This window comes from Streptomyces sp. NBC_00989, from assembly GCF_045162655.1.
Taxonomy (GTDB): Bacteria; Actinomycetota; Actinomycetes; order Streptomycetales; family Streptomycetaceae; genus Streptomyces.
Genome location: NZ_CP108728.1, coordinates 147,128 through 171,302, shown reverse-complemented (window position 1 = coordinate 171,302; position 24,175 = coordinate 147,128). Strand labels below are relative to the sequence as shown.

At 70.6% G+C, this 24,175-nt stretch carries 17 protein-coding genes and 2 pseudogenes; 10 read left to right on the top strand and 9 right to left on the bottom strand.

What is annotated here, in order from left to right; all coding sequences use genetic code 11:
* The first annotated feature begins 184 nt into the window (after positions 1 to 184).
* The 5 genes from OG714_RS00830 (at position 185) to OG714_RS00810 (ending at position 8,831) form a co-directional block, all read left to right on the top strand.
* On the top strand, positions 185 to 2,359 hold the full coding sequence (locus OG714_RS00830; RefSeq protein WP_406117802.1) for an FAD/NAD(P)-binding protein: 2,175 nt from the start codon (positions 185 to 187) through the stop codon (positions 2,357 to 2,359).
* Positions 2,356 to 3,879, top strand: a complete 1,524-nt coding sequence (pcaB, locus tag OG714_RS00825; RefSeq protein ID WP_406117801.1) for a 3-carboxy-cis,cis-muconate cycloisomerase — start codon at positions 2,356 to 2,358, stop codon at positions 3,877 to 3,879. The genes OG714_RS00830 and pcaB overlap by 4 nt, the downstream gene beginning before the upstream one ends.
* Positions 3,880 to 4,641: 762 nt before the next feature.
* Positions 4,642 to 6,132, top strand: a complete 1,491-nt coding sequence (locus OG714_RS00820; RefSeq protein ID WP_406117799.1) for an FAD-dependent oxidoreductase — start codon at positions 4,642 to 4,644, stop codon at positions 6,130 to 6,132.
* Positions 6,133 to 6,408: 276 nt separating this feature from the next.
* The gene (locus OG714_RS00815; protein WP_406117797.1) at positions 6,409 to 8,211 is read left to right on the top strand and encodes a cytochrome bc complex cytochrome b subunit; all 1,803 of its coding nucleotides are present in this window, start codon (positions 6,409 to 6,411) and stop codon (positions 8,209 to 8,211) included.
* Between the two features lie 278 nt (positions 8,212 to 8,489).
* On the top strand, positions 8,490 to 8,831 hold the full coding sequence (locus tag OG714_RS00810) for a DUF3099 domain-containing protein (protein ID WP_406117795.1): 342 nt from the start codon (positions 8,490 to 8,492) through the stop codon (positions 8,829 to 8,831).
* 409 nt (positions 8,832 to 9,240) lie between these two features.
* Here OG714_RS00810 and OG714_RS00805 read toward each other — a convergent pair whose 3' ends face one another.
* The gene (locus OG714_RS00805) at positions 9,241 to 9,435 is read right to left on the bottom strand and encodes a hypothetical protein (protein WP_406117793.1); all 195 of its coding nucleotides are present in this window, start codon (positions 9,433 to 9,435) and stop codon (positions 9,241 to 9,243) included.
* Positions 9,436 to 10,041: 606 nt separating this feature from the next.
* Here OG714_RS00805 and OG714_RS00800 point away from each other — a divergent pair.
* Complete coding sequence (locus OG714_RS00800; protein ID WP_406117792.1) at positions 10,042 to 10,437, top strand: hypothetical protein; 396 nt, start codon at positions 10,042 to 10,044, stop codon at positions 10,435 to 10,437.
* 307 nt (positions 10,438 to 10,744) lie between these two features.
* Positions 10,745 to 11,704: a DUF3710 domain-containing protein gene (locus OG714_RS00795; RefSeq protein WP_406117790.1), complete on the top strand. Its 960-nt coding sequence runs from the start codon at positions 10,745 to 10,747 to the stop codon at positions 11,702 to 11,704.
* 180 nt (positions 11,705 to 11,884) lie between these two features.
* On the opposite strand, the pseudogene OG714_RS00790 reads toward OG714_RS00795, so the two are convergent.
* The 3 genes and pseudogenes from OG714_RS00790 to OG714_RS00780 all read right to left on the bottom strand — a co-directional run.
* A pseudogene (locus tag OG714_RS00790) lies at positions 11,885 to 12,076 on the bottom strand (RNA-binding protein); the annotation flags it as partial.
* Between the two features lie 192 nt (positions 12,077 to 12,268).
* Positions 12,269 to 12,451, bottom strand: a pseudogene (locus tag OG714_RS00785) (ASCH domain-containing protein); the annotation flags it as partial.
* Positions 12,452 to 12,919: 468 nt separating this feature from the next.
* The gene (locus OG714_RS00780; RefSeq protein ID WP_406117789.1) at positions 12,920 to 13,486 is read right to left on the bottom strand and encodes a Uma2 family endonuclease; all 567 of its coding nucleotides are present in this window, start codon (positions 13,484 to 13,486) and stop codon (positions 12,920 to 12,922) included.
* A gap of 741 nt (positions 13,487 to 14,227) precedes the next feature.
* On the opposite strand from OG714_RS00780, the gene OG714_RS00775 reads away from it, so the two are divergent.
* Both OG714_RS00775 and OG714_RS00770 read left to right on the top strand, forming a co-directional pair.
* Positions 14,228 to 15,736 carry a pyridoxal phosphate-dependent decarboxylase family protein gene (locus tag OG714_RS00775; protein ID WP_406117788.1) on the top strand — a complete coding sequence of 503 codons (1,509 nt, stop codon included), beginning with the start codon at positions 14,228 to 14,230 and terminating at the stop codon, positions 15,734 to 15,736.
* Positions 15,737 to 15,997: 261 nt separating this feature from the next.
* Positions 15,998 to 16,246, top strand: a complete 249-nt coding sequence (locus OG714_RS00770) for a hypothetical protein (RefSeq protein ID WP_406117787.1) — start codon at positions 15,998 to 16,000, stop codon at positions 16,244 to 16,246.
* 1,144 nt (positions 16,247 to 17,390) lie between these two features.
* Here OG714_RS00770 and OG714_RS00765 read toward each other — a convergent pair.
* Positions 17,391 to 17,696 carry a hypothetical protein gene (locus tag OG714_RS00765; RefSeq protein ID WP_406117785.1) on the bottom strand — a complete coding sequence of 102 codons (306 nt, stop codon included), beginning with the start codon at positions 17,694 to 17,696 and terminating at the stop codon, positions 17,391 to 17,393.
* A gap of 358 nt (positions 17,697 to 18,054) precedes the next feature.
* Between OG714_RS00765 and OG714_RS00760 the strand changes: the two genes are divergently transcribed.
* Positions 18,055 to 19,560 carry an ATP-binding protein gene (locus OG714_RS00760; protein WP_406117784.1) on the top strand — a complete coding sequence of 502 codons (1,506 nt, stop codon included), beginning with the start codon at positions 18,055 to 18,057 and terminating at the stop codon, positions 19,558 to 19,560.
* Between the two features lie 659 nt (positions 19,561 to 20,219).
* Here OG714_RS00760 and OG714_RS00755 read toward each other — a convergent pair.
* From OG714_RS00755 to OG714_RS00740, 4 genes are all read right to left on the bottom strand, one after another.
* On the bottom strand, positions 20,220 to 20,651 hold the full coding sequence (locus OG714_RS00755; RefSeq protein WP_406117782.1) for a hypothetical protein: 432 nt from the start codon (positions 20,649 to 20,651) through the stop codon (positions 20,220 to 20,222).
* A gap of 331 nt (positions 20,652 to 20,982) precedes the next feature.
* Positions 20,983 to 21,765 (bottom strand): DUF6585 family protein, encoded by a 783-nt coding sequence (locus OG714_RS00750; RefSeq protein ID WP_406117781.1) that lies wholly within the window; start codon positions 21,763 to 21,765, stop codon positions 20,983 to 20,985.
* Between the two features lie 433 nt (positions 21,766 to 22,198).
* Entirely contained in the window at positions 22,199 to 22,426 is a 228-nt protein-coding gene (locus tag OG714_RS00745) for a hypothetical protein (RefSeq protein ID WP_406117780.1), read from the bottom strand.
* A gap of 421 nt (positions 22,427 to 22,847) precedes the next feature.
* The gene (locus OG714_RS00740; RefSeq protein ID WP_406117778.1) at positions 22,848 to 24,155 is read right to left on the bottom strand and encodes a multidrug effflux MFS transporter; all 1,308 of its coding nucleotides are present in this window, start codon (positions 24,153 to 24,155) and stop codon (positions 22,848 to 22,850) included.
* Positions 24,156 to 24,175 lie beyond the last annotated feature (20 nt).

Here is a 24,175-nt window from a genome sequence, read left to right as displayed (position 1 = left end):
ACAGCCCGGTTCGGGAACACGCCGGTGAAATACGGGGCCCGTTTTCTCGAGGCCTTTTCCACCCGGAGCCGAGCCCTGGTCGAGCGCCTGCACGGACGGTGGCCGCAGGAAGGGAGGAACTGTGGACGGTACGCACGCAGGCGAACGCGCAGTAGACGCCGGACTCCTCGCAGGGCCGCTCGTCATGACGGCCGCTCAGTCTCCCCCGGGCGGGGCCTTTCCCCCCGGGGACCCGGACCCACGCGCCGCCGCGCCGCCACCCGGCGACGCCGCCACGGCGCATCTGGAGGTGTGCCTGGTCGGTGCCGGCCCGCGGGGCCTCTCCGTACTGGAACGGCTGTGCGCGCAGGAACGGAAGTCGCCCCGCTGGGACACCGTCACCGTGCATGTCGTCGACCCCGACCCGCCGGGCTCGGGCCGGGTGTGGCGCCCCACCCAGTCGCGGCACCTGCTGATGAACACCGTCGCCTCGCAGGTGACGGTCTACACCGATGCCAGCGTCCGCATCGACGGCCCGCTGGAGGAGGGCCCGAGCCTGTACGAGTGGGCCCGCGCCCTGGAGTCGGGCACCCTCGACAGCGGCCCCGGACCGGCCGGCGGCACGGAGCTCCTCGACCAGGACGGCGCGGAGATCGCGGAGATCCTCGCCGAGGCGCGCGCCCTGGGCCCCGACACCTATCCCACCCGCGCCCTCTACGGCTCCTACCTCACCTGGGCGTTCGGGCGGGTCGTGGCGAACGCCGCCGCGCATGTACGGGTGCGCACCCACGCGGCGCGCGCCGTCGCCCTCACCGACACCGACGGCGTCCGGGCGGGGCGCCAGAGCATCACCCTGGAGGACGGCACCCGGCTGAACGGCCTGTCCGCGGTCGTCCTGGCGCAGGGCCACGTCCCGGCCCGGCTGTCCACCACCGAGCGGCGGCTGGCGGGCTTCGCCGCCCGGCACGGTCTGACGTACGTGGCCCCCGCCAACCCGGCCGACGTCGACCTCTCCCGCGTACGGCCCGGGCAGAGCGTGCTGCTGCGCGGCCTGGGGCTCAACTTCTTCGACCACATGGCCCTGTTCACCCGGGGCAGGGGCGGCGTCTTCACCCGCAGCGGCGGCCGTCTGGTCTACCGGCCCTCGGGCCGCGAGCCGCGCCTGTACGCCGGGTCGCGGCGCGGGGTGCCCTACCAGGCGCGCGGCGAGAACGAGAAGGGCGCCCACGGCCGCCACCGCCCCCGGCTGCTGACCGCCGGCTGCGTCGCCGCGCTGCGCGCGGGGGACCGGCGCAGCACGGCCGTCGACTTCGCCGCCGACCTGTGGCCGCTCATCTCCAAGGAGGTGTGCGCCGTCTACTACGCGGCCCTGCTCACCCGGCGCGGTGAACCGGCCGCGGTGGCCGAGGAGTTCACCGAGCGCTATCTGCACGCCGAGCCGGGCGGGGCCGAGGACCGCCTGCTGGAGGAGGCCGGAATCGCCGGGGCCGAGCGCTGGGACTGGGAGCGCCTGGCCCGCCCCTACGGCGCCCGCACCTTCCCCGACCTGGCGGCCTTCCGGACCTGGCTGCGCGGCCATCTCGACGAGGACGTCCGCCTGGCCCGCCAGGGCAATGTCAGCGGGCCGGTCAAGGCGGCCCTGGACGTGCTGCGCGACCTGCGCAACGAGGTCCGGCTCGCCGTCGACCACGCCGGCCTGAGCGCCGCCTCGCACCGCGACGACCTGGAGGGCTGGTACACCCCGCTCAACGCCTACCTCTCGATCGGCCCGCCGGCCTCCCGCATCGAGGAGATGGCCGCGCTCATCGACGCCGGCGTCCTGGAGGTGACCGGCCCCGGCCTGCGCATCGGCACGGACGCGCACGATCTTGGCGGCCCCTGCTTCGTGGCCACCTCCGAGACGGTTCCCGGCGTACGGATCCGGGCGGCCGTCCTCATCGAGGCCCGGCTGCCCGCGATCGACCTGCGGCGCACCGCCGACCCCCTGATGAACCAGCTGCTGCGCACCGGCCAGTGCCGCCCCTACCGCATCCCCGCCCACGACGACGGCAGCGGCGGGGGAGAGGGAGAGGGCGGCGGGGAGTACGAGACCGGGGGACTGGCGGTGTCCGGACGGCCCTACCGTCTGATCGACGCGCACGGGGTGCCGCATCCGCGCCGGTTCGCCTACGGGGTGCCCACCGAGTCCGTGCACTGGGTGACCGCCGCGGGCATCCGGCCCGGCGTCGGCTCGGTCACCCTGGAGGACTCCGACGCCATCGCGGCGGCGGTCCTCGCCGTACCGCAGGCACCCGCCCCCGCCCGCTGGCCGGCCTGGGCCGCCGCAACTCCCGTGCCCCAGAGCCCTGTTACGGCCCCGAGCGCGAAGGCGGACGCATGACCACCTCCCCCCGGCAGCCCCCGCCCGCCGCCCTGTCCGCGCATCTGGACGCCGGGCTGCTGTCCCCGGTGCGGGCGGGCACCCCCGTCGAGGCGGCCGTCGGCGACGGCGCGTGGCTGCAGGCGATGCTGGACGCGGAGGCGGCCCTGGCCCGGGCGCAGGCCCGCCTGGGCACCGTGCCCGAACACGCGGCGGCAGCCGTGACCGCGGCCGCCCGCGCGGAGCTCTTCGACGTACGCGAACTCGCCCTGGCCGCGCGGGAGACCGCGAACCCGGTGGTGGGCCTGGTCGCGGCGCTGACCGCGCGGGTCGCCCGGGACTGCCCGGGCGCGGCCGAGTACGTGCACCGCGGCTCCACCAGCCAGGACGTCCTGGACACCGGCGCGATGCTGGTGGCCGCCCGCGCGCTGCGCCTGATCGTCGCCGACCTGCGGGCCGTCGCCGATGCCCTCGCCGTCCTGGCGGCCGGACACCGGGACACGGTGATGGCGGGCCGCACCCTCGCCCTGCACGCCGTGCCCACGACCTTCGGCCTCAAGGCGGCCGGCTGGCGCCGCCTCGTCCTGGACGCGGCCGACCGCCTCGACCGTGCCCGCGGCGGGCTTCCGGTGGCGCTCGGCGGCGCGGCCGGCACCCTGGCCGGCTACCTGCAGTACGCGGGCGAGGACACCGATCCCGCCGTCCTGTCCCAGACCCTGACCGCGGCCTTCGCCGAGGAGACGGGCCTGACGGCACCGGTGCTGCCCTGGCACGCGCTGCGCACCCCGGTCGCCGATCTGGCGGCCGCCCTCGCGCATACGGCCGGGGCGCTCGGCAAGATCGCCGCGGACGTGCTGGTGCTGGCCCGTACCGAGATCGGCGAGGTGGCCGAGCCCGCCGTGGCCGGCCGGGGCGCGTCCTCGGCGATGCCGCACAAACGCAACCCGGTGCTGGCCACCCTGATCCGCTCCGCCGCCCTCCAGGTGCCCGCGCTGGCGAGCGTGCTGATGCAGTGTCTGGCCGCCGAGGACGAACGCTCGGCCGGGGTGTGGCACGCGGAGTGGCAGCCGCTGCGCGAGTGCCTGCGGCTGACCGGCGGCGCCGCGCACACGGCCGTCGAACTCGCCCGCGGCCTGACCGTCAGCCCCGAGCGGATGCGCGCCAACCTCCGCGCCACCGGCGGACAGCTCCTGTCCGAACGCGTCTCCGCCGTCCTGACCCCCCGCCTGGGCCGGACGGCGGCCAGACAACTCCTCACCCAGGCCTCCCTCCTCGCCACCCGCACCGGCCTCCCGCTCGCCGACGTCCTGGCCGGCCTCCCCCAACTGGCCGGCGTACTCACCCCCCAGGAAGCAACCACCCTCCTCGACCCGGCCGGCTACACCGGCGCGGCAGCGGCCCTGGTGGACCGCTCCCTGCTCCTGCCCGACTCCACCGCTCCCGATCCCGACCGCGACCCCGGCCTCCGCTCCGACGATGCGCCCGGTACCGGCCCCGGCGCGGGTGCGGTGGCAGCGCCGTCCGGCGGACACGGCACCTGACGACACCTCACCCGCCGCCGGTCCGGGGGCCTTTGGCTTCCGTACCGCCGTCACCGACCCCAACTCCCAAGCCGTACAAGAACGTTGCCCACCCGGCACGCACCGGGGCCGGCCCGCGACGGTGCCTCCGTGCACCCACCGGACCGGCCCCGAGCGCTGACTGCTCCGGTACCCGGACCGGTCTCTGAACGCCCACAGCCCCGGCACCCGGCACCCGCCGGAGCAGACCCCGGTCCGGCACCCGGAGCAAGGCCAGGCCGGCTCCCGTACCGGCACCCGGCCCCCAGCCCCCCCGGACTCCCGGTCCGGCCCCCAGCCCCCCGGACTCCCGGCCCGGCGCCCGAGCATTCACCGGCCCGGCACCCGGGCCCCCGGACGGCCCCCCGGACACCCGCCCCGCCCCCGGACTGCCCCCTGGACACCCCCGCCGGACCGGCCCCCGGAGCAGACCCAGCCCCGCCCTCCCCGGAGCAAGATCAGCCCCGGCCCCCGCCCCGCCCCCCTCCCGGAACAGCCCCCGAACCCCCCACCCCCCGAAACAGCCCCCGAACCCCGCCCCACCCCGCTCCCCGCCCTGGTCACGCCCCTGTCGCTCAAGTCCCGCTGGAGTCCTCCTCGAATCTCCCCGGAGCCGCTCCACAGCGCCGGTGGAGTCCCGCTGGAGAGGGGCTGGAGGGGTGGTCCTCGGGCGGTCGAAGCGGCCGTCCGGGGTGATGGGGGCGCCGCATGATGAAGGCACAACGAGCAGGGAGGGCAGCCGAGTTGAGTGCATACGCGGGGGCCGGCGCGGGTGGTGGACACGGGCGTGCCGTGGTCATCGGCGCCGGTCTCGCCGGGCTCACGGCGGCACGGGCCCTGGCGAACTTCATGGACCACGTCACGGTGATCGAGCGCGACCGGGTGCCCTCCGGACCGGGGCGGCGCCCGGGGGTGCCCCAGGCCCGGCACACCCACACGCTGGTGCCGGCCGCCCACCAGGGGCTGGAGCGGCTCTTCCCCGGCATCGGCCAGGACCTGGCCGGCGCCGGGGCGGTCCCGCTCACCGTGCCCCGGGACGTGCTGCTGCTGGGGCCGGGCGGCTGGCTGCCCCGCTCCGACACCGGCGTGGCGCTGCTCTCCGCCGGCCGCGACCTGATCGACGCGGTGGTGCGGACACGGCTGCGCACCGACCCGAAGGTGGCCTTCCTGCCCGGGCACGAGGCCGTCGCCCTGCGCGGCGGCCGCCACGACACCGTCACCGGCGTGTGGACACACGCCCGCGACCGCGGCGCTCCCCACGGCCGGGGCGGGCGGCGTCTGCTGCCGGCCGAGTTCGTGGTCGACGCCTCCGGCCGCGGCTCCCACGCCCGGCGCTGGCTGGCCGAACTCGGCTACCAGCAGGCCCCGCAGAGCCTCACCAGCGCCCCCTCCGCCTGCGCGAGCGCCGTGTTCGCCCCGCCGGTGGGCCATGTCGCCGACTGGAGGAGCCTGGTGCTGAGCGCTGCGCCCGGCCATCCGCGCCAGGGCGTCCTGCACCCGGTCGAGGGCGGCCGCTGGTCGGTGACCCTCACCACCGCAGGCCCCGCCCGCCCGCCGGCCGGCCACTCCGCCCTGCTGCACGCCGCGCGCGCCCTGCGCCACCCGCTGCTGCACGACGTCCTCGCCGCCGCCACCCCCCTCGGCCCGGTCTACGGCCGCACCCGCACCGGCGCCTGCTGGCACCGCTACGAGAAACTGCGCCGCTGGCCCGACCAGTTCCTGGTGGTCGGCGACGCCCTCGCCGAGCTGGACGCGCCCGGCGGCCAGGGCATGGCGCTGGCCGTGCAGTGCGCCCTGGCGCTGGACCAGTTGCTGGCCTGCCACGGCACCGCCGTCGGCATCAGCCACCGGCTGCGCCACGCCATGGCCGGGCAGGTGGCCCCCGCCTGGCAGCAGGCCCGCTCCGCCTCCCGTACGGCGCACGGGCCGCGCGCCCGGTACGCGGCCCGCATCGCGGCCGCCGCGACCACCGACCCCTACGCGGCCGGCATGCTGCTGCGCACCCTGCACGGCATCACGCCGCCGCCCGGCGGCGCGCTGCGGCCGCGCGCGCTGCGGGCCGCCCTGCGCACCCCGCGCGGCCCCGCCCCGTACGCGCCCCCCAGCACCACCCACGGCCCGGACGCACCGCGCCGCCGCGCGCCCGCCGCCCCGGCCCGCCCGGCCGGTGCCCCGCACCCGCGCCCCACGGGCCTGCCCGCGCCGGCTCCCGCCGGTGAGCGCGGGCGGCCGTGAACACCCCGCCCGCACCCGGTCCCACGAGGTGTCCCGCATGACGAGAGTGGAGAAAGTGAACCGACCAGCCGCCCCAGAAGCCGGCCCGGCCCGCACCCCCGGCAGGGCAGACACCGCACGCCGGCCGGTCACGGGGGAGACCGGCACATCCCCGGGCGCCACCCGACCCGCCCACAGGACAGCCCCGTCGGGCCCGGTCCCGTCACAGCCGGCGGCGGCGTGCCCGCCGCGGCGCCCCGCCCGCACCGTCCGGCGGCGAGGGGAAGGGGCACGGGCATGAGCGGCACCGACACACCCCCGCGCGCCGGCCGCACCGCCGCGCCGCGCGGCGAACGCATCGCCGACTGGACCGACGGCCGGCTGGGGATCTACAACTTCCGCTTCCTGGTGCGCAAGGTGTTCCCCGAGCACTGGTCGTTCATGTTCGGCGAGATCGCCCTCTACAGCTTCGTCGTGCTGCTGGTGACCGGGACCTGGCTCACCCTCTTCTTCGACCCGAGCATGTCCGAGACCGTCTACAACGGCTCCTACGCCCCGCTGCGCGGGGTGCAGATGTCGCAGGCCTACTCCTCCACGGTCCACATCAGCTTCGAGGTGCGCGGCGGCCTGTTCATCCGCCAGCTGCACCACTGGTCGGCGCTGACCATGATCGGCGCCCTGTGCCTGCACACCCTGCGCCACTTCCTGACCGGCTCGTTCCGCAAGCCGCGCGAGCTGAACTGGCTGTTCGGGTTCACGCTGCTGGTGCTGGTCACCCTGGAGGGCTTCGTGGGCTACTCCCTGCCCGACGACCTGCTCTCCGGCACCGGCCTGCGCATCGCCGAGGGCGTCACCCTGGCCATTCCGCTGGTGGGCACGTACCTGTCGATGTTCCTGTTCGGCGGCGAGTTCCCGGGCCACAACGTGATCGGCCGGTTCTACGGCTTCCACATCCTGCTGATCCCGGCCATCGTCGTGGCGCTGCTGACCGTGCACCTGATCCTGGTCTTCTACCACAAGCACACCCAGTTCCGGGGCCCGGCCCGCACCGAGAAGAACGTCGTGGGCCAGCCCCTGTTCCCGCACTACACGGCCAAGGCGGGCGGCTTCTTCTTCATCATCGCCGGGGTGCTCTCCCTGCTCGCGGGCATCGCGCAGATCAACCCCGTGTGGACCTACGGCCCCTACAGCGCCGACCAGATCTCCCAGGGCTCCCAGCCCGACTGGTACATGGGCTTCCTGGAGGGCGCGCTGCGGGCCATGCCCGCCTGGGAGTTCAGCCTCGGCGGATACACCGTCAACCTCGGCATCCTGATCCCGGCCGTGATCGTGCCCACCCTGATGATGGCCGTGATCGCGCTGTGGCCGTTCCTGGAGGCGTGGGTGACCGGCGACCGGCGCGAGCACCATCTCCTGGACCGGCCGCGCGACCACCCCACCCGCACCGCGTTCGGCACCGGCTTCGTCGCCCTGTACCTGGTGCTGTTCCTCGGCGGCGCCAACGACGTGCTGGCCCAGGAGTTCCACCTGTCCCTGAACCAGATCACCTGGGCGGTACGGATCGGCGTGTTCGCCGTCCCCGCACTCACCTACGTCCTCACCCGGCGGATCTGCCTGGGCCTGCAGCGCCGCGAACGCGACACCCTCCTGCACGGCCGCGAGACCGGCCGGATCAGGAGACTGCCCGACGGCGAGTTCGTCGAGGTCCACCAACGCCTGGACCGGCAGCGGGAGTACGCACTGCTGGCCCGCAGGGCCTACGCCCCGCTGCCCGCCCCCACCCCCGAACACGACGGCGTCCCCAACCCCGACCGCCGCCGGCAGGCCCTGCGCCACCGCCTCAGCCGCTGGCTCTACGGCAACCAGATCGCCAAACCGACCCCGCAGGAGATGCGCGAGGCCCTGGCCCACCTCGGCCACCCGGACAACGGACACGCCGCGCTGGAGGGACACGCCGCCTCCAACGGGCACGCCTCCTCGTCCAACGGCCACGGCCCCTCCACACCCGGCTCCGAGTCCGAGTCCGAGTCCGTGTCCGCGGACTCCGGCGCGGGGCGGGGTTCCGCCCGGGACCGGGAGGCGGGCCGGGAACCGCACTGACCCGAAAGACGGGGCCGGTGAGGGCGGCGCGGGTGATCGGGGGACGGTCACCCGCGCCGCCGCCGTTCCACGACCACCCCCGCCACCCTGACGAACCGTCACTGTCCGCCGCCTTCAAGGCAGTTGCCGTAGAGCACGGCGGGCATGGGCACGGGCGCGGATACGGCCGGCCGCGCACCGCGCGGGGAACCCCGGCCGCCGCGCACCGCGCCCGCCGTACCCCGCCCCTTTGTCCGGTTGTCCGGCGTGTTCGTGCCGGAGTGTCCGCGGAGGCCCCGATGAACAGAGTTCCCCGGCGCCCGGCCCCGGCCGAGTCCATCACCCGGGCGCGTACCGGTCTGACGCGTGACCTGCGCGGCCGGCAGCGCCGCTACCTCATGGCGATGCTGGTGCGCACCGTGTGCGTGGTGGTGATGGCCGCGACCTGGAACCGCTGGCCCGTCCTCGCGGCCTGCGCACTGGCCGGCGCGGTCGTCATCCCGTACGTCGCGGTGGTCCTCGCACAGGCCCACTGGCGCCAGCAGCGCGGCCCGCGCCACGCCGTGGCCCCGGTGGTACGCGAGGAGCCCGCCGCCCGCGTCGTCCTGGAACCCACCCTGATCCTGCCGCCGGAACGGTGATGCCGCTGGGGGGCACGGGGTGCTCAGTGAGGATCGGCGGTTCCACCCAACAGGGGAATCAGCACGTCTGATGCCCCGATCTCCTGCAGCCGATGGCTCACGTCCTGCCACTCGTGCGGCGATTGACGGCGGGAGGCTGCTGACCTGGGGTTCTTTGGAGATGTGTGCGCTGACCAGGGGAAACGCCTCTCGGTAGTTCTCACTGGTCTACGCCGTTTCCCAGGCTCATGTGCCCTGGTTGTACCCTCGCCGTCCTAGAAGGCTATCGGCCTGCTGAGCGACAGGAGTTCCTGGTCCAGTCCCTCAAGGAAATCCTGGCGGCTGGTGCTGGGGCGTCCGCCCGCGTGTGAGCGGACCCGGACCGGGTGCGCCACACAAAGCTGTGGTGCACCCGGTCCCGGTCACTGCGCTACGCGTCCGGGCCCAGTGATGCCAGGTCGAAGGCGTTGCTGATGGTGCTGTAAGCGTCCGCGGTCAGATTGACGTGGTCGCCGGAGTCGAAGTCCGCCGGGGCCGTGTCGTTGCCCAGTTTCAGTGCTTGCGGGTCCGTAGTGCTCGCTGCGTCGGTGACCGCGACGATCGCCTCCGCGTCCACATAACTCACCGTGGGCGAGGTGAAGTCGAGTTGGTCGGTGATCCAGGTGTTGGTGTCGATGCGGTTCTGGTCGACTGCCGCCGTGCAGGCGCTGTTGCCGTCGCAGGGTGTCAGGGTGGTGAAGATGACCTTGATGCCCCAGCCCTTCAGCTGGTCCCGCAGCAGTCCGAGGGCGCTGTCGATGTCGACGTCGTCGTGGCCGGCGACTCACCGTCGGCACCCTCCACACGTACTATGTGCTCGCGGGAGCCACGCCGGTCCTGGTCCACAATTGCGGCCCTGGTGGTCCGGAATTTGGTCAGGCCTGTACATGCAGCGGGGATCAGGGGTTTGCGCGCCTTGGGACAAGCAAGGAGAGCACTGGTCGGCTCTCGAAACAAGCGCAAATGGCGGAAGATAACTCAAAGTCGTTCGGGCATGGTGTTTCAGTGCGAGCGGTTGATGGTCCGGTTGAAGGAGCATCGGTAGCGACCAAAGAAGAGATAGAGACAGCTGGGTTCTCGTTGATATTCACTCCGACGCGAAATCTTCCTATGCATCACACGCTGATACTTCCGAAACCGGTGGACTCGGCAGTTCAAAGAGGTTTCAACACGGTGTTTGGTCGGAGCTGATATGACGGGAAATCTAGATGGGATCCGCGGTCAACTTCAGGTGTTAGTGATCTTCGACTGGCGTGATGGTCCACTGGAAGGGATCTTGAGGTGGAAGAGCGAGAGTTCCTGCTGGTATTTCAAGCTGTTCGCGGAACGCCCTGAGAGCTCAATTCTGGACGATAGGATTTTCGGGCTCTGGGAAATTCCGGATTCAGATGGATCGGTCCTCAATGAGGAGTTCGGCGATGGTGGTGACGGTCCGGTTGTCTGGCCAGTTTCTGGTGGGCTCGGCTCGGTTGAGGCGCGCAGAATTGTTGACGGGCTTTTGTCGAGCAGGACTGGATCACCGAATCTGATTGTTCGAACTGAGGACTTTGTTAAAGTTCTCGGTGTATGGGCTGTAGTGCTTGATTGATTGAGCGGGGAGGGATTCCCCCCGGCAATAGGTAGATGGGTTCCGGTGGATTGATTTCCGGCGGGGCCCACCTGCTGTTTAATGACAAGAACACCAGTCGGTCGAGGAAGGCCAGGAACGCGCTGAGTTTAAGGCTTGTGTGGTCGAAGAGACGTCTCAGCGTCGCGCAGAACGTCGGTGATCACATCGGAGGTGGCGTGCAAGTGGCCGACCCGGTCAGCGCTATCGCCGTGACCGCGACGGTCTTGTTCGACGCGGCCAAGAAGGTGCTGGAGCGCAGATCACGCAGGGCAGCGGAGGGTGGCCGATGAACCAGGCCAGAGTGGATGCTGAGGGAATCGTTGAGCAATACGGTCGGGACGGGGTCCTGTCCTCAGAGAGCCTTGCCTCTGCGGAGTTCGGTGTCTGGGATCGACTGACTCCGGGCGTGCTCCTCGTCATGGCCCTTGGTGTTGCCGCAGCTGAGGACCCGTCGTTCGTCGAGCGGATCGCGGAGTCGGACGACACGCTACTGGCCGGGTTGATCGCGGGAGACTTCCGCGCGATTGAACTGGGCGTCGAGGACGCGACCAAAAGCTGGGATCAGATTGTTGCCCGGCTCGTGGAGTACGTCCGGCGCCCTGATGCGTCGGAGGGCACCTTCGACGTTCTGCTGTCCGAGGCGGAAGAACTCTGGTCCGAGGTGCTTGATTCCGGCGAGATGACGCGTCCTCAGGTGAGGGACGGCGAGTTCGGGCCCTGGGACGCGACCGAGACGCCGGTGTCCGCCGGAGTGGAGCGGCTCGACTACGGCGTGTTGAGGGTGCCGCTGTTGGAGGGCGCGGGTATGCATCCGCTGATGGCTGGTGGGCGTACCGTCGGGGTGACCGTCTCTCTCGGTGATGCCGCCTTCAGCCTCCAGGCGTTCCGGGTTCCTGTGGAGCCGGCCTGGAGGAAGACCCTCCCGAAGATCATCCAGGGGATCCGGGATCAGGGCGGTACGGCGGAGGAGGCCGAGAGCGGCCTCGGATCCGAGGTCCGTGCGCGGATCTTTGTTGTGAAGGACGGGCAGCGAGTGCTTCAGCCGACGCGGATCGTCGGGTGCGACGGGCCGGGATGGCTGCTGCGTGGGAGCTACGGTGGGCCAGCGGCACTGACGGACTTGGTGGACCCGCGGGCCCATCACCTCTTCACCCAGACGGTGGTCGACCTGTCGGCGGCGGAGGGCCAAGCGGACGCGACCCAGGAGATCACGAACCTGGAGATCCGCTGGCCTACCACGGAGTGAGCCGACTGGGACGGGTGTTCCGATTCACCCCGTTCAGCAGCTCAGCGTAGGGCAGCGAGTTCCCGCGTCCACGCAACTGTGAATGCTCCCGGAACGCGAGCACGCGGGACTCGATTCCGTGTTGCAGGACGGGCTCATCACCGAACGATCGCAGCGACCTCGCTGGGCAGGAGAAGCTGGTTAGCGGACGAGTTGGATCTCGATGGCGAGAGCGCCGAGAACTCCTTTCTCGGGCGGGTAGATGGCGCGGATGTTGGCGAGCTGCTCGTCGTGAGTGGCGGTCGGGTTGACGTTTGCTGGCACCTCGCCGTCGAGCAGGGCCTCGAAGTCGGTGTACTCGGTTACGCGCTTGACCTCGACCTCGGTCGTGTCCCGCCTCGTGGTGTAAGCGACCTTGCTCGACGAGTTCCGGTAAGCCGCGCGTCGGCCACCTGATGGGCAACGACGCCCGCGTCGCGCGCGGCTGACCTGCCGTCAGCGCCATCGGCGGCCCAGAATCACGTCAGTGTCGCGATGACCTGCGCATTCCGAGCACCTGATCGGCTACACCACCTGACGGGACGCGATCTCGACCTCGCAGGTCTCGTCCGTGCCCTTGATGCGGAACTGGATGACGTCGCCGACGGCGAGACCGGCGAGGTGGGGGTATTTGACCCGTACCTCGATGGTCTTGGTGCCAGCGGCGACAAGGCCGAAGTACTGGCGGTAGAGGTTGAGTTCGCGGACGCGCGGGGTGGTGTTGCCCATGGGGCGGGAACGTTCCTGGGTACTGGTGCTGTGCTGTGAGCAGGCGGCTGATCTCGGCTGCGGAGTACGAGCGGAAGAAATGTCGGGGGTCGGACAGCATCGTCTCGGTTATGCAGCGGTTGGAAGCGATCCACCGAGGACCAGGAGGAGGGATCGGCCCAGAAGAGCCTTCCTCCCGGTGCGCCCGGTGTGCGAAGCCCTCATGGATCTGCTGCGTTGGACAGTCACGAGGGCACATCCAGGGCACATGGGCCTGGGAAACGGCGTCGACCAGGGAAAACCACGGAAAGGAGTTTTCCCTGGTCGGCAGACATCTCACCAAGAAACCAGGTCATGCGGGGCGCTGCCGCACGGTGTTGTCTCCCCTGGTCGGGGACCGCACGGCGAGCCGCTTGATCCGGCTCATGCCGCCCTGTATCGGGCCGTCCTCTCACGCGTCGCTCACGCGCTGCCGGCAGCAGCGCGTGGTCAGACCTGGCCGAGGTCGATCTCCACGGGGAAGGGGGCCGCTGCCTTGAGGACGCCGGTGAACACGTCCCCGTCCCGGTAGGTCTTCGTCGCGGGGTCGAGAACGTAGGTGTACACGAGAGGAACGCCTGTCGCGGCCTGCTCGATCCGCCAGTAGAAGCCGATGCCTGCCTTGGCGTACTGGTCGACCTTCACGATCCGGTCGGTGGTCTCCGAGCCCGGTGACACCACCTCCGCGACCAGCAGCACGTGCTCAGGGCGGGTGGGGGTGATGTCGATCGTGTCCGCGCGGTACACGACGACGTCCGGGCGGCGATTGGTGAGCGGGACATCCTGAAGCCGGACGTCGAAGTCCGTGTCGGCGTTCCATTCCGGGCCCGCGGCGGCATCCAGGGCGTTCGCCAGAATCCGGGCCGGCCGGTTGTGCCGCTTGGACGCACTCGGACTCACCACGACCATCCCGTCCACGATCTCGATGCCGGCGCACTGCTCCTCGGACCAGGACTCGTATTCCTCTGCCGTGATCTGCTCATGCATCCACGCCGGGGCCACCATCTCGGCCGTCATGAAGCACCTCCCGGACACTGCGCTGCGGGCCCGATCCCGCTGGACTCAGCCTACTGTCCGCCATCCGCCCGGCAGGCTGATCTTGCTCACGCCTTTTTCCCGCCGGTCGGCATCCGACCAGCGGGGCCCACGACAAGTGAGGAACCCCGGCAGGCCCCTCGCGACTCCTCAAGGCGCTGGAGAACGCGGGTACAGCGGCTTTGCCGCAGGTCGAGCCGGTGCTGGTTGATTCTGCCGTGGCGACGGACGTTCGTGAGTGCCGAATGCTGTCGGGGAACGGCGAGCGGGGTGGTACCCCGGACCGCTCCGCGTCCGGCTGTCGCGTCAGGATGACCGCATGACCGGGAGCGGAGCGGTCCTGCCGGTGTTGTTGCGCGAGCTCGATGATCCGGACTGGCTGGAGTGGCCGCAGCACTACAACCGTGCCGGGACTGCAGCCCTGTTCAGCGGTCTGGTGAGCCGGCTCGAAGACGACTTTGCAGCTCGGTGCACGGCTGAGCAGGACACTCAGGACTCCGGCGAGTACGGATGTCCTCTGTCATCCAACCGAGGCGCTTGACATGGAACCCAGCCGTTTCAGCTTCTTTGACAGCGAACCCAGTCGTGCAGAGTGAGCGCACTGGAGTGTGCTGGTCCACGTGTCCACTGAGGCAAGTAGCTCGTTGCGATCATGGCCCTCGCTTCGCTGACCAGGGGGCCTTGTGACGACGAAAGGCCCCACACGCCACCATGGCTCAGCGTTTGCATGACCAAGCTCCGTCTCGGTTCGGCGAGTTCGGCCTGTCCCCGGAGCCGCCCGCGGTCCATACGAAGGTGCTGCGGGACGAACTCGTGGCGGCGGCCGAGTGGGCCGCCCGGTACCTGAGCGAACTGCCCCAGGGCCCGGTCAGCCGTCCGCTGCCCACGCAGCTGCGGTCCGAGCTGCGTGCCGGGCAACTGCGGCAGCAAGGCGGGGAGTTGGGCGCGGTGCTGGACTTCGTGCGCGACGAGATCGCGCCATACCCGACCGGGAACGGGCACCCCGCGTTCTTCGCGTGGGTCAACTCACCGCCCGCACCGGCCGGGATCGTCGCCGACCTGCTGGCCTGCGCCGTCAACGCGACCTGCGGCATGGGCGAGAACGCCCTGATGGACCTGGAACGCGGCACTGTCCGCATGCTCGCCGACCTGGCGGGTCTGCCCGACGGCGCGGGCGGGGTGCTGACCAGCGGCGGCTCCATGGCCAACCTGCTCGCCCTGGCCACCGCCCGCACCTGGTTCCTCACCCGGCGCGGCTCCGCCGACGGCCCCGCCTTCGACCGTGACCACGCCCGTCTCACCCTCTACTACAGCGCCCAGGCGCACATGTCCGTCGCCAAGGCAGCCGCCTGCGTCGGCCTGCCCGCCCATCGGCTGCGCCCCGTCGCCACCGACCCGCACGACCAGTTGGACCCCGCCGCGCTGCGCGCCGCGGTCACCGCCGACCTGGACGCGGGCCTGCTGCCCTTCTGCACCGTCACCACGCTGGGCACCACCGCCACCGGCGCCGTGGATCCGCTCGAACCGGTCACGGACCTGTGCCGGAGCGTGGGCATGTGGCACCACGCGGACGGCGCCTGGGGCGGACTCGGTGCAAGCGTGTCGGCCCTCGCACCGCAGTACGTGGGCGTCGGTGGCGTCGATTCGCTGACCGTGGACCCGCACAAGACCCTCAGCGTGCCGGTGGGGTGCGGGGCGCTGCTCGTCCCGGACCCCGAGCACCTGCACACGGCCTTCGCCCACCAGGCGTCGTACCTGACCGCCGGTGAATCGGACGCACTGCCCTGGCTGTCCCACGCGACGATCGAACTGACCCGCCCCGGCACCCGCGCCCTCGCCGTGTGGGCCACCCTGCACCACCTGGGCCGCGACGGCGTCACCGGCCTCATCGAGCATTACCTGGCCCTCGCCGGCGAGTTGCGCGAGCGGATCACCGCCGAACCCCGGCTCCACCTGCTGGCAGGCGGCCCGTGGCCGGTCGCCTGCTTCCGGATCACCGACCCCGACCAGGGCGACCCGGACGCCCTGCACACCCGCATCGCCCGCCGGGTCCAGGACAACGGACGCGCCTACCTCGCCACCGTCTCCATCCACGACCGCACCGTCCTGCGCGCCGCCCTGTGCAACTACCGCACCATCACCGACGACCTCGACCTGCTGATCCGCGAAGTCCTCCACGCCGCCGACACCGAGCAGTCCGCCGCCGAGACCGATCAGCCGCCGCATCGGTGACCGCCGGCCCCGCCTGCTCGAACCCGTCGACCACATGGCGCTGCCCAGGCCGGTGAACATCTGCTGTCCAGGCTTGGGCTCTGGGCCACTTTTGAAGTGGCCCAGAGCCCACACTCGTGAGCCCGTCACTCTCGCGTTGCCATCCAACCTAGTCGCCGCAGGTCAGCGCGCTGCACACGACTAACTTCACTGTCGAAGGACAACAGACGTGTCGTCGTTCCTGCGGACGCGACCGTATGCGGAACCCGGATCGTGGTCTGTGTGAGCAAGTTCGGCTCTTTGGCTCTGGTCTGCGCGGACAACCCGGGCGCCTTCTTCGGAACGGAGGACGCCCGGAGCCAGGGTGAACTGGACGGCGTCGACCTTGTCAGGGTGAAGCGCGTGTTGGTCGAGCTCGGTTACGCGGTGGTCGCCGAGGAAGTGTTGGAGCGTGACTACGACGGGCCGAGCCGCCTGCCCTCGCATGTTCAGCGGCCCAGCTGGTGGTATCGCTTCTTCGGCGTCTTCTGACGATCACGACCACAGGGTCGGGCGGTGCCCGCCAGGCAGCCGTCGGTCACCTCCGGCTGGTGCTGCACCATCTTGAGCCTGCGCTTCACAGCGCGGGTGACCTGGCCGGGGTCTGCGGGGCACCGGGGCGTACATCTGCCGGCCAAGGCCAGTCGTCCGGGCGATCGTGCCCTTCGTTATCCAGGTGCTCCGCGAAGGTGGCTGCTGTGACGAACGATGCGGGCAGTCGGACGGCGCGCAGGTGAGGTTGTTCCGCGCGGGCAGCCCGACGGCAGGCTGGTGGATCGCGTCCCGCCAGGTGGTGTAGCCGATCAAGTGCTCGGAATGCGCAGGTCATCGCGACACTGACGTGATTCAGGGCCGCCGATGGCGCTGACGGCAGGTCAGCCGCGCGCGACGCGGGCGTCGTTGCCCATCAGGTGGCCGACGCGCGGCTTACCGGAACGCGTCGAGCAAGGTCGCTTACACCACGAGGCGGGACACGACCGGCTGGTGCAGGGCGGGAGCACTGCGGGCGCCGTGCCGAATCCGTCCCAGACGGATGCCGTACGCCGTCAGGGTTCCGGCCGCTGCCTCTGCTATCCCCGAAGTTGCCGGGTACATCCTGGTGCATCCAGGAAAGACTGGCCGGATGCACCGTCAGCTGGTGGACGCCCTGAGCCCTACTACCAGGGCACCGGACGCACACGTTCAAGGGCACTCCTCGGGACAGAGCACGGAGGGCAGGGCCAAGGCATCGACGTCCACGCCGAAACGCCAGCCGTAGTCCTTGTTCGTGGCCCGGCTGCAGCCAGCCGTGCTGGTGAACCAGCGGGTACGCATTCAAGAGCTGAACCGGTGGCATTTCAGATACCCGGCAGAGACACGGGTACCGGCGGTTGCTCCGCCTCCCGGCGGTTTCTTCCCCGGTCCGTGCTGGTGCGGCTGGTGTCCCATGCCAGGACCCAGCACCCCAGCACTTCCTGACCAGGGAGCTGAGGCAGGGGCGGATGCCTGCGACAGTGCTGCGTGATTGCCGCCTGTGACGTCAGCGGCCAGTGTCTTCGGGCTGCTGTCCGGCTGCTTGCCCAGCCCTGTGCGCCGGCGCCGGGCACGGGAAGGTCCCCGGCACGGCGGATCGTGGAACGTGCGGTCTGCTGATGGATCAGGTTTCCTGGTGTCCCGGCGGACCTGGCCGGGCCGCCTCGGGCGTCAGCAGGTGGACGTGCTCGGGAAACGCGCTGAACCAGCTGCGCCTGACGGTGTGGGGCGACACACCGTAGACATCGGCCATGACTGCCACGACGCTCTCCCGGACGGTTGCTTCCAGCCAGGCCGATACGGGCCGGCCGGATTCGAGAACCTGCAGTTTCCATGCCGTGGCCCGGGCAGGTCCCTTGGGCAGTGAGGGGGCCAGCAGGCGGACTGCTTCCACGCGGCTGAGGCCGGCGAAGCGCCGCAGATCCGCCAACGACTCCTCACCCGATGGGATCCCGGCCAGAATCCGGGCACCTTCCCGCGTTCGTCCGCGACACCATCGCCCAGCGTCTGAACCTTGCCCCTGCTGTAAACGGGGGCAGTGCTCGCCGAGCATGTGCGCTCCGTGGCCTCCATGCTCACCCTTTGGAACTTCCGGACGCGCGCGATCAGTACGCCGTCGGCTGAGTGCCGGAGGGGAACCGAAGTTGTCGGTGATCCGGTCGGCGGCGGGCTTCGGGACACCGAAAAGTGGGGCGACCTGTCGCGGGGAGAGGGGAAATTCCAGTGCGCCACATTATGTCGAAGTAGACTTAGACGCATTGCGTCGCAGTCGATGTACAGGAGAGCGAGTGAAGAAGGACCTGCCGGTCAAGCCGGACGACGTGGTCGACCGGGACCGGGAATGGGGTCTGCTTGCGGAATTCCTCACCGATCCGGATCCGGCGATGCGGCTCGGCATCGTGTCGGGGAGGCGGCGGCATGGGAAGTCGTACCTTCTGCAGGCCCTGTCCGAGGAGGTCGGCGGCCTCTACGTCACCGCCGTCCGGGAGGAGGGGCGACTTCCCGCGATCCAGCGGTTCAGTGATGCGATTGCCGCCCACGCCGGCCTGCGGCCGGGGAGCCTGCGCCTGACCGACTGGCGTGACGTCCTGTCCAATGCCCTTGATGTGACCGCCCGTTCGTCGCGCCCGTTCCTGGTGATCGACGAGTTGCCGTATCTGCTCCAGCACTCACCCGAGATCCCGGGTCTGCTTCAGCAGCTCTACGACGAGCGTCAGAGGGGTGCCCGGCCCGGTGCCGGGCCGGGGCCGCGGCTGATCCTGTGCGGCTCCGCGATGAGCGTCATGCACGAACTGCTCTCGGGGACCAAGCCGTTGCGGGGACGGGCCGTGGTCGATCTGCGACTGGGCGCTTTCGACTACCGTGACAGCAGGACCTTTTGGCAGATTACCGACCCGCTGACCGCGCTGAAGGTGCATGCGGTCCTGGGCGGGGCCCCCGGTTATCGGCCGGTGGCTGCCCGGCCGCATCCGGACGACGGCTTCGACACGTGGCTGGCCCGGACACTGCTCGATCCGGGCAGGGCGGTGTACTCGCGTACCGAGACCGAGTACCTGCTGCGCGAGGACCCGAGGATCACGCAGCACACGCTGTACTACGACATCCTCACCGCGATCGCGCGGGGCGCCACCACACCCAGCAAGATCGGCGCCGCGCTGGAACGCCCGCGCAACGCCGTCGCCCACCCTCTCGGAGTGCTGGAATCCACTGGATACATCCGGCGGGAACAGGACATCCTCCGATCCAAGCACCCCGTTATCACCCTCGCGGACCCGGTCATCCGCTTCAACCAGCTCATCACCCTCCCGCAGGCCGCCGCTGTGGAGCAGGGTTTCGCCGAGCAGGTGTGGCAGCAGGCCGCCCCGACCTTCAACTCCAAGATCCTCGGGCCGCACTTCGAAGACCTGGCCCGCGACTTCACCCGGCGCTACGCCCACACCCTGCTGCCCGGCGGACTGCCCGGCCCGGTCGGCACCACCGAGGTCGCCGACCAGACCGCCCGGACGAAGCACGAGGTCGACGTCATCGCCCTGGCCGCCGGTGAGCGCCCGCAGGCTCCCCGCGCGAAGATCGCGCTGCTAGGCGAAGCCAAGGCGACCGCCGCCCGCCGTGGGACCGGTGACCTGGAACGCCTGGAACGCATTCGTGCCCTGCTCGCCGACCAGGGGTACGACACAGCTGCCACGACCTTGGCCCTGTATTCCCTGCATGGCTTTTACCCCGATCTGGTCGACCTGGCCGACCGCCGTGACGACCTTCTCCTGGTCGATCTGCCCACCCTCTACGGCGGCTGACATCAAGAGCGGCCGGTCTTCGGACCCATCGGGTGCGGGTGGTCGCACGCAGGCCGCAGCGCACCGACGACCAGCGGATCGTTCGAGGCCCGCCGAGGCTGTTGGCCAAACGACGCAACGCTGAACTGAGAGGCTGTGGCACATCTTCTTTCGGCAGGTCACGGTGTTGCGAACGCATCCGTGATCCGGTTTCCCGTTCGGTTGGGCGTCAACGGACGGACAGCCTCACAGCAGTGAGGGACCTTAGGCCGACTGCCGTGAGGGCGGCCGGGACCGCATTGAGGCGGTGGTCCACACGACCATCGCCCGGCGGGCGGTACCTGTGGCCCAGTCGTAGCTCCGGGCGGATCCGCCCGGAGCTACGAGCCCTCAACTGCATCAATAAAACCGACTTGTCATGCAAGGACCTGACACGGACACCGGCCCATGTGCAGCGGTTGTGGTGATGCCTGCAGCTCCGGGGGCCAGCAGCATGGTGCTCAGCACACTTGCGTTCACAGCTGCGCCTGCAAAGGGCTTGAGGCCCTGGCCCGTCCGACCGAGGAAGTCGGCTCCCTGGCTCCGCAGGCGATGACGCCCGTGCGTTCCAGGCTGTGTGGGATTGCTCGCTGCCGTGCACCGGCAGGGGCCGGACCTGGCCCCAGACTACCGGTTCGGGGTCACTCTCCGTGGTAGAGGCGAGGCAAGCCGATCAGCTGAATCGTAGGGTCGTTCTTTGCAAGATGACTGAGTTCGTCGGTGCAGCCGGTCGGTGGAGTGTGGGCTGCGGCGGTCCGGGCGGGTGCTGATCCAGCGTGACACCTCGCGCGGGGAGGGCGGGCGTTCGCGTGGTTCGTCCAAGGGCAGCCCCGCCGCAAGGGGGCGATGGCCATCTTCACGCGCTGGTAGTGGCCGAGATAGCTCTTCGTCAGGAGTTCCTCATGGAGGATCTTCGCGCTGTGCTGCCTCTCGTCCCACCGTTGTTGCAGGTAGCCGAGGTAAGGGTCCAGCGTGGAGGGTCGGTGGGGCGGGCGGCGCACGACCTCCTGCCAGGTGCGGGCCCTGGCGTACTTGCGCACCGTCTTGCGGTCCAGGCCCAGTTCTCGGGCCACGGAGCTGTAGGTGCGGCCGGAGTCGAGCCGCGGTGGGTGGCAGTCACGTCCTGGACGCGGCGGGGCAGTCCCTGTCAGAGGTGAGAGCGGTCGCTGACCTGCACGGCGTCGGGGGCTCCGTCGGTGATGCCCTGCCGGTAGGTGAGTGAGCCGTCGCGGCAGGCGATCTCGACACCGGGATGGGCGCGGAGCCAGCGGCACGGCCAATGCCGTTGTTTGAGAGGTGCAGGTAGTTCCTCTCCCAAGCACGGTGACCGCCGTGGTGCTGGTTCGTTGATCCAGATCTGCTGCCGGAGTGCTGGCCTTCGCCGGATCAGGCCGGATCGTCTGGTCAGGGCCGTTTCCCGGCCGCCTCCTGGCGCATCCTTGCGGCGAGGGCCAGGAAGACCGAAAGATTCTGGACCATCTCTACGGGGAGCCTGGCCCACGGCTTTCCGTCACCATGCCGATGGATCTCCAGCCGGCCTTGTTCCACCGTGACCCGGTCGACCTCGTGCCAGTCGAGCCGGTGGTCGAGGTATCCGACACCGGCGGGATCGAGGTGGGCCCCGAAGAAGTCGACCCGTTCGCCCGCCTTCAGCCGGTCTCTGTCCTGCGGCAGCCGAACGCGCGTGAAGGTCTTTTCCAGTTCGTCGATGAACCGTGCGACCCCGTTGTACGCGTCGGTCACCGTGATCTCGGCGCCCTCATGGGGACGCACCCAGAGTTCGTGCGTGGTGACGCTGGTGATCCCGTTCGTCACTTTGGTGCTGCTCCGCCGAACGCCGGCGATCTCGTCCCATGAGTACGCCTCCGGCACGTGTCCGGCGACCTCCCGGACGATGCCGTGCTCGTAGTGACCTACCCAGACCTGCGTCTGCCGTCTCGTGAGCGCGAGGAAGAGGAAATACCCGACTGAGGCGACCATGGCGGTCCCCAAGATGAGCAGCGGCAGCCCGTAGTACCAGGCGCCGTCGCTCCGCTGGCCCTCCACCGCGGCCGAAACCCCCAGCCAGAGCACCGGCAGTGCGACCAGTGTCGGCAGCAGCACCACGATCCACGGGAAGCGCTTGGGCTCGGTCCACACCAGCCCCTGGCGCGACCCGAGTTCGAAGTCCCGCGCGACCCTGCGCATGGCGGGCGGAACAGGAGTGGAACCACGATCCGACACAAGCCCCCCACGGCCAGACAACGGAGGGCCATTATCGGGGAGGGGAGCCCGTATAAGGAAGAACGCCCCGGCCCGGCGCATCGGTTATGCGGACGGTCCCGCGCCCTCGGGCCGGGACGGTCCCCCGCTCTCGTCGCCGCCTCCGGCCCCACGACGTCCCGCTGCGCTCGCTCGGCAAGACAGACGCCCGCGCCGGCCAGGCCCCGGGAGGCGGGGGTCGCCGGAATCGGTCGGGGTTGGTGGTGTAGGCGTCGGCCAGTACTGCGGCTCGCTGGGCCTGGATGGCTTTCGCTGTGCCGTCGTGGACGGATGCGGGGGTGTGCAGCCCGATGCGGGAGTGCCGGTGGACGGTGTTGCAGTGGGTGAAGAACCGCTCGCGGAAGGCGCGGGAACCGGCTTACCGTTCACCGGGCGGGACCGACTCGCAGGTCTCCGGTTGTGTGCGGCACAACGCGAAGCTCGCCCTTGTGGACATGACAATCGCAAGCACGAGCCCGGCAAGTAGGAATACATAGAGGATCCGCCATGGCTGGGCCATCCGGTTGGGGCCACGCATCAGCCTCATGCCAATGAGCAGCATGAGCAACAAGGCGAACAGAAGCAGCGTCACCAGGAGATCCAGCACAGTGTCACTCTATGATCGCTTCGGCCGTCTCCGGCAGCCCTCGTTCGCCAACCCTGGAGATCTTCAATGGCTGGGGTTACGGCGGTTGGAAGTCGAGTCCGGTCTTGGCGATGAGCCCTTCGATGAGGTGGGGCCGGGTACTGGGTCACGTCCGCTGAGGTGGTGTGTTGACGGCCACTCGGTGATCTCGTTTTGAGGCCGGCCTCAATCGTTCTTGACGGTCCGCCGACGGAGTCGGCGGACCGTTTCGCTTTCGGTGGCTGAGGGTGGGCAGGCCGACAGCCGTTGTGTCGGGTGGGCGCCGGGTTCCGCTTTCCCGGTGTGGTGGTGCGGATCGTTGGGGTGGTCGGCGTGGTTCAGCGGTCCGCAGGAGCTGCCGCGGCGTACCGGGGGAGGGGAGGGGGTCTCGGTGGCCCGCTGCTCAGTGCTGGGCCTCTTCCGCCGGCCGGTTCTGCCAGGGGCGGCACATGAGCAGGAGGGAGGTGACGGCGGCGAGCGCGCTGCCGGTCTGGACGGCGGCCATGGGGACGGCGGTGCCCTTGCCGGCGATGCCGACGAGGAGGGTGGCGATCGCGCCCATGGCGAAGCAGGAGGTGCCCACCAGGGCGGAGGCGGAGCCGGCGGCGTGCGGGGTGCGCATCAGGGCCAGCGCGTTGGTGTTGGGCAGGACCAGTCCCAGCGCGGAGATCATGACGAAGAGGCAGCAGGCGACCGGGATCGTGCCGGCGTCGCCGAAGACGCCCTGCGCGACCAGCAGCAGCACCGTCCCGGCCACGGCGATGACGGCGAGCCCGGCGCCCAGGGCCCGGTCCAGGCGGACCCGGCCGACCAGGAGCTTGCCGTTGACGCGGCCGACGATCATCATGCCGAGCGAGTTGAGGCCGTAGAGGAGGGAGAAGGTCTGCGGGGAGGCGCCGTAGATGCCCTGGATGACGAAGGGGGAGGCGGCGATGTAGGAGAACAGGGCGCCGTAGGCGAAGCCGTTGACCATCACGTAGCCGGCGAAGACGCGGTCGGCGAGCAGGCCGCGCATGATGAACAGGGCCCCCAGCACGCCGCCGCCGCGGCGCCGGGCGGGCGGCAGGGTCTCCGGCAGCCGGCGCCACACCAGCGCGGTGAGCGCGACGCCGATCACGGCCAGGACGAGGAAGACGCCCCGCCAGGCGGTGAAGCGCAGCACCTGTCCGCCCAGGACGGGCGCGGCGACCGGGGCGAGGCTGGAGACCAGCAGCAGGGTGGAGAAGAAACGGGCCATCTCCAGGCCGTCGTAGAGGTCGCGCACGACGGCGCGGGCGATGACGATGCCGGCCGCCCCGGCCAGGCCCTGCACCAGCCGGCAGCCGATCAGCAGCGCGGCGTCGGGCGCCAGCGCGCAGCTCACGGAGGCGAGGACGTAGACGAGCAGGCCGATCAGCAGCGGCCTGCGCCGGCCCCACCGGTCGCTCATCGGGCCGACGATCAGCTGGCCCAGCGCCATGCCGGTCAGGCACGCGGTCAGGGTCAGCTGGCCGCTGGTGGCGGAGGTGTGCAGGGAGCGGGTGACGTCCGGCAGCGCGGGCAGGTACATGTCCATCGACAGCGGCGGCACCGCGGACAGGGCGCCGAGCATGAAGGTGATCAGGGCCCCGGTCCGGCGCAGCCCCTCCAGCCGGCCGGCTGAGCCGCCGGCCCGCGCCGGTGGTGCGGTCGACCGTTTGGTCCTGACGGTGGCTTCCTCGGCGCGAGACATTCGCCCTCCGTGTCCGGTCG

Coding starts and splice junctions, on each gene's coding strand:
- OG714_RS00830 (WP_406117802.1), top strand. CDS start 185: ATGACGGCCGCTCAGTCTCCCCCGGGCGGGGCCTTTCCCCCCGGGGAC.
- pcaB (WP_406117801.1), top strand. CDS start 2,356: ATGACCACCTCCCCCCGGCAGCCCCCGCCCGCCGCCCTGTCCGCGCAT.
- OG714_RS00815 (WP_406117797.1), top strand. CDS start 6,409: ATGAGCGGCACCGACACACCCCCGCGCGCCGGCCGCACCGCCGCGCCG.
- OG714_RS00810 (WP_406117795.1), top strand. CDS start 8,490: ATGAACAGAGTTCCCCGGCGCCCGGCCCCGGCCGAGTCCATCACCCGG.
- OG714_RS00800 (WP_406117792.1), top strand. CDS start 10,042: ATGACGGGAAATCTAGATGGGATCCGCGGTCAACTTCAGGTGTTAGTG.
- OG714_RS00795 (WP_406117790.1), top strand. CDS start 10,745: ATGAACCAGGCCAGAGTGGATGCTGAGGGAATCGTTGAGCAATACGGT.
- OG714_RS00780 (WP_406117789.1), bottom strand. CDS start 13,486: ATGACGGCCGAGATGGTGGCCCCGGCGTGGATGCATGAGCAGATCACG.
- OG714_RS00750 (WP_406117781.1), bottom strand. CDS start 21,765: ATGCGCAGGGTCGCGCGGGACTTCGAACTCGGGTCGCGCCAGGGGCTG.
- OG714_RS00740 (WP_406117778.1), bottom strand. CDS start 24,155: ATGTCTCGCGCCGAGGAAGCCACCGTCAGGACCAAACGGTCGACCGCA.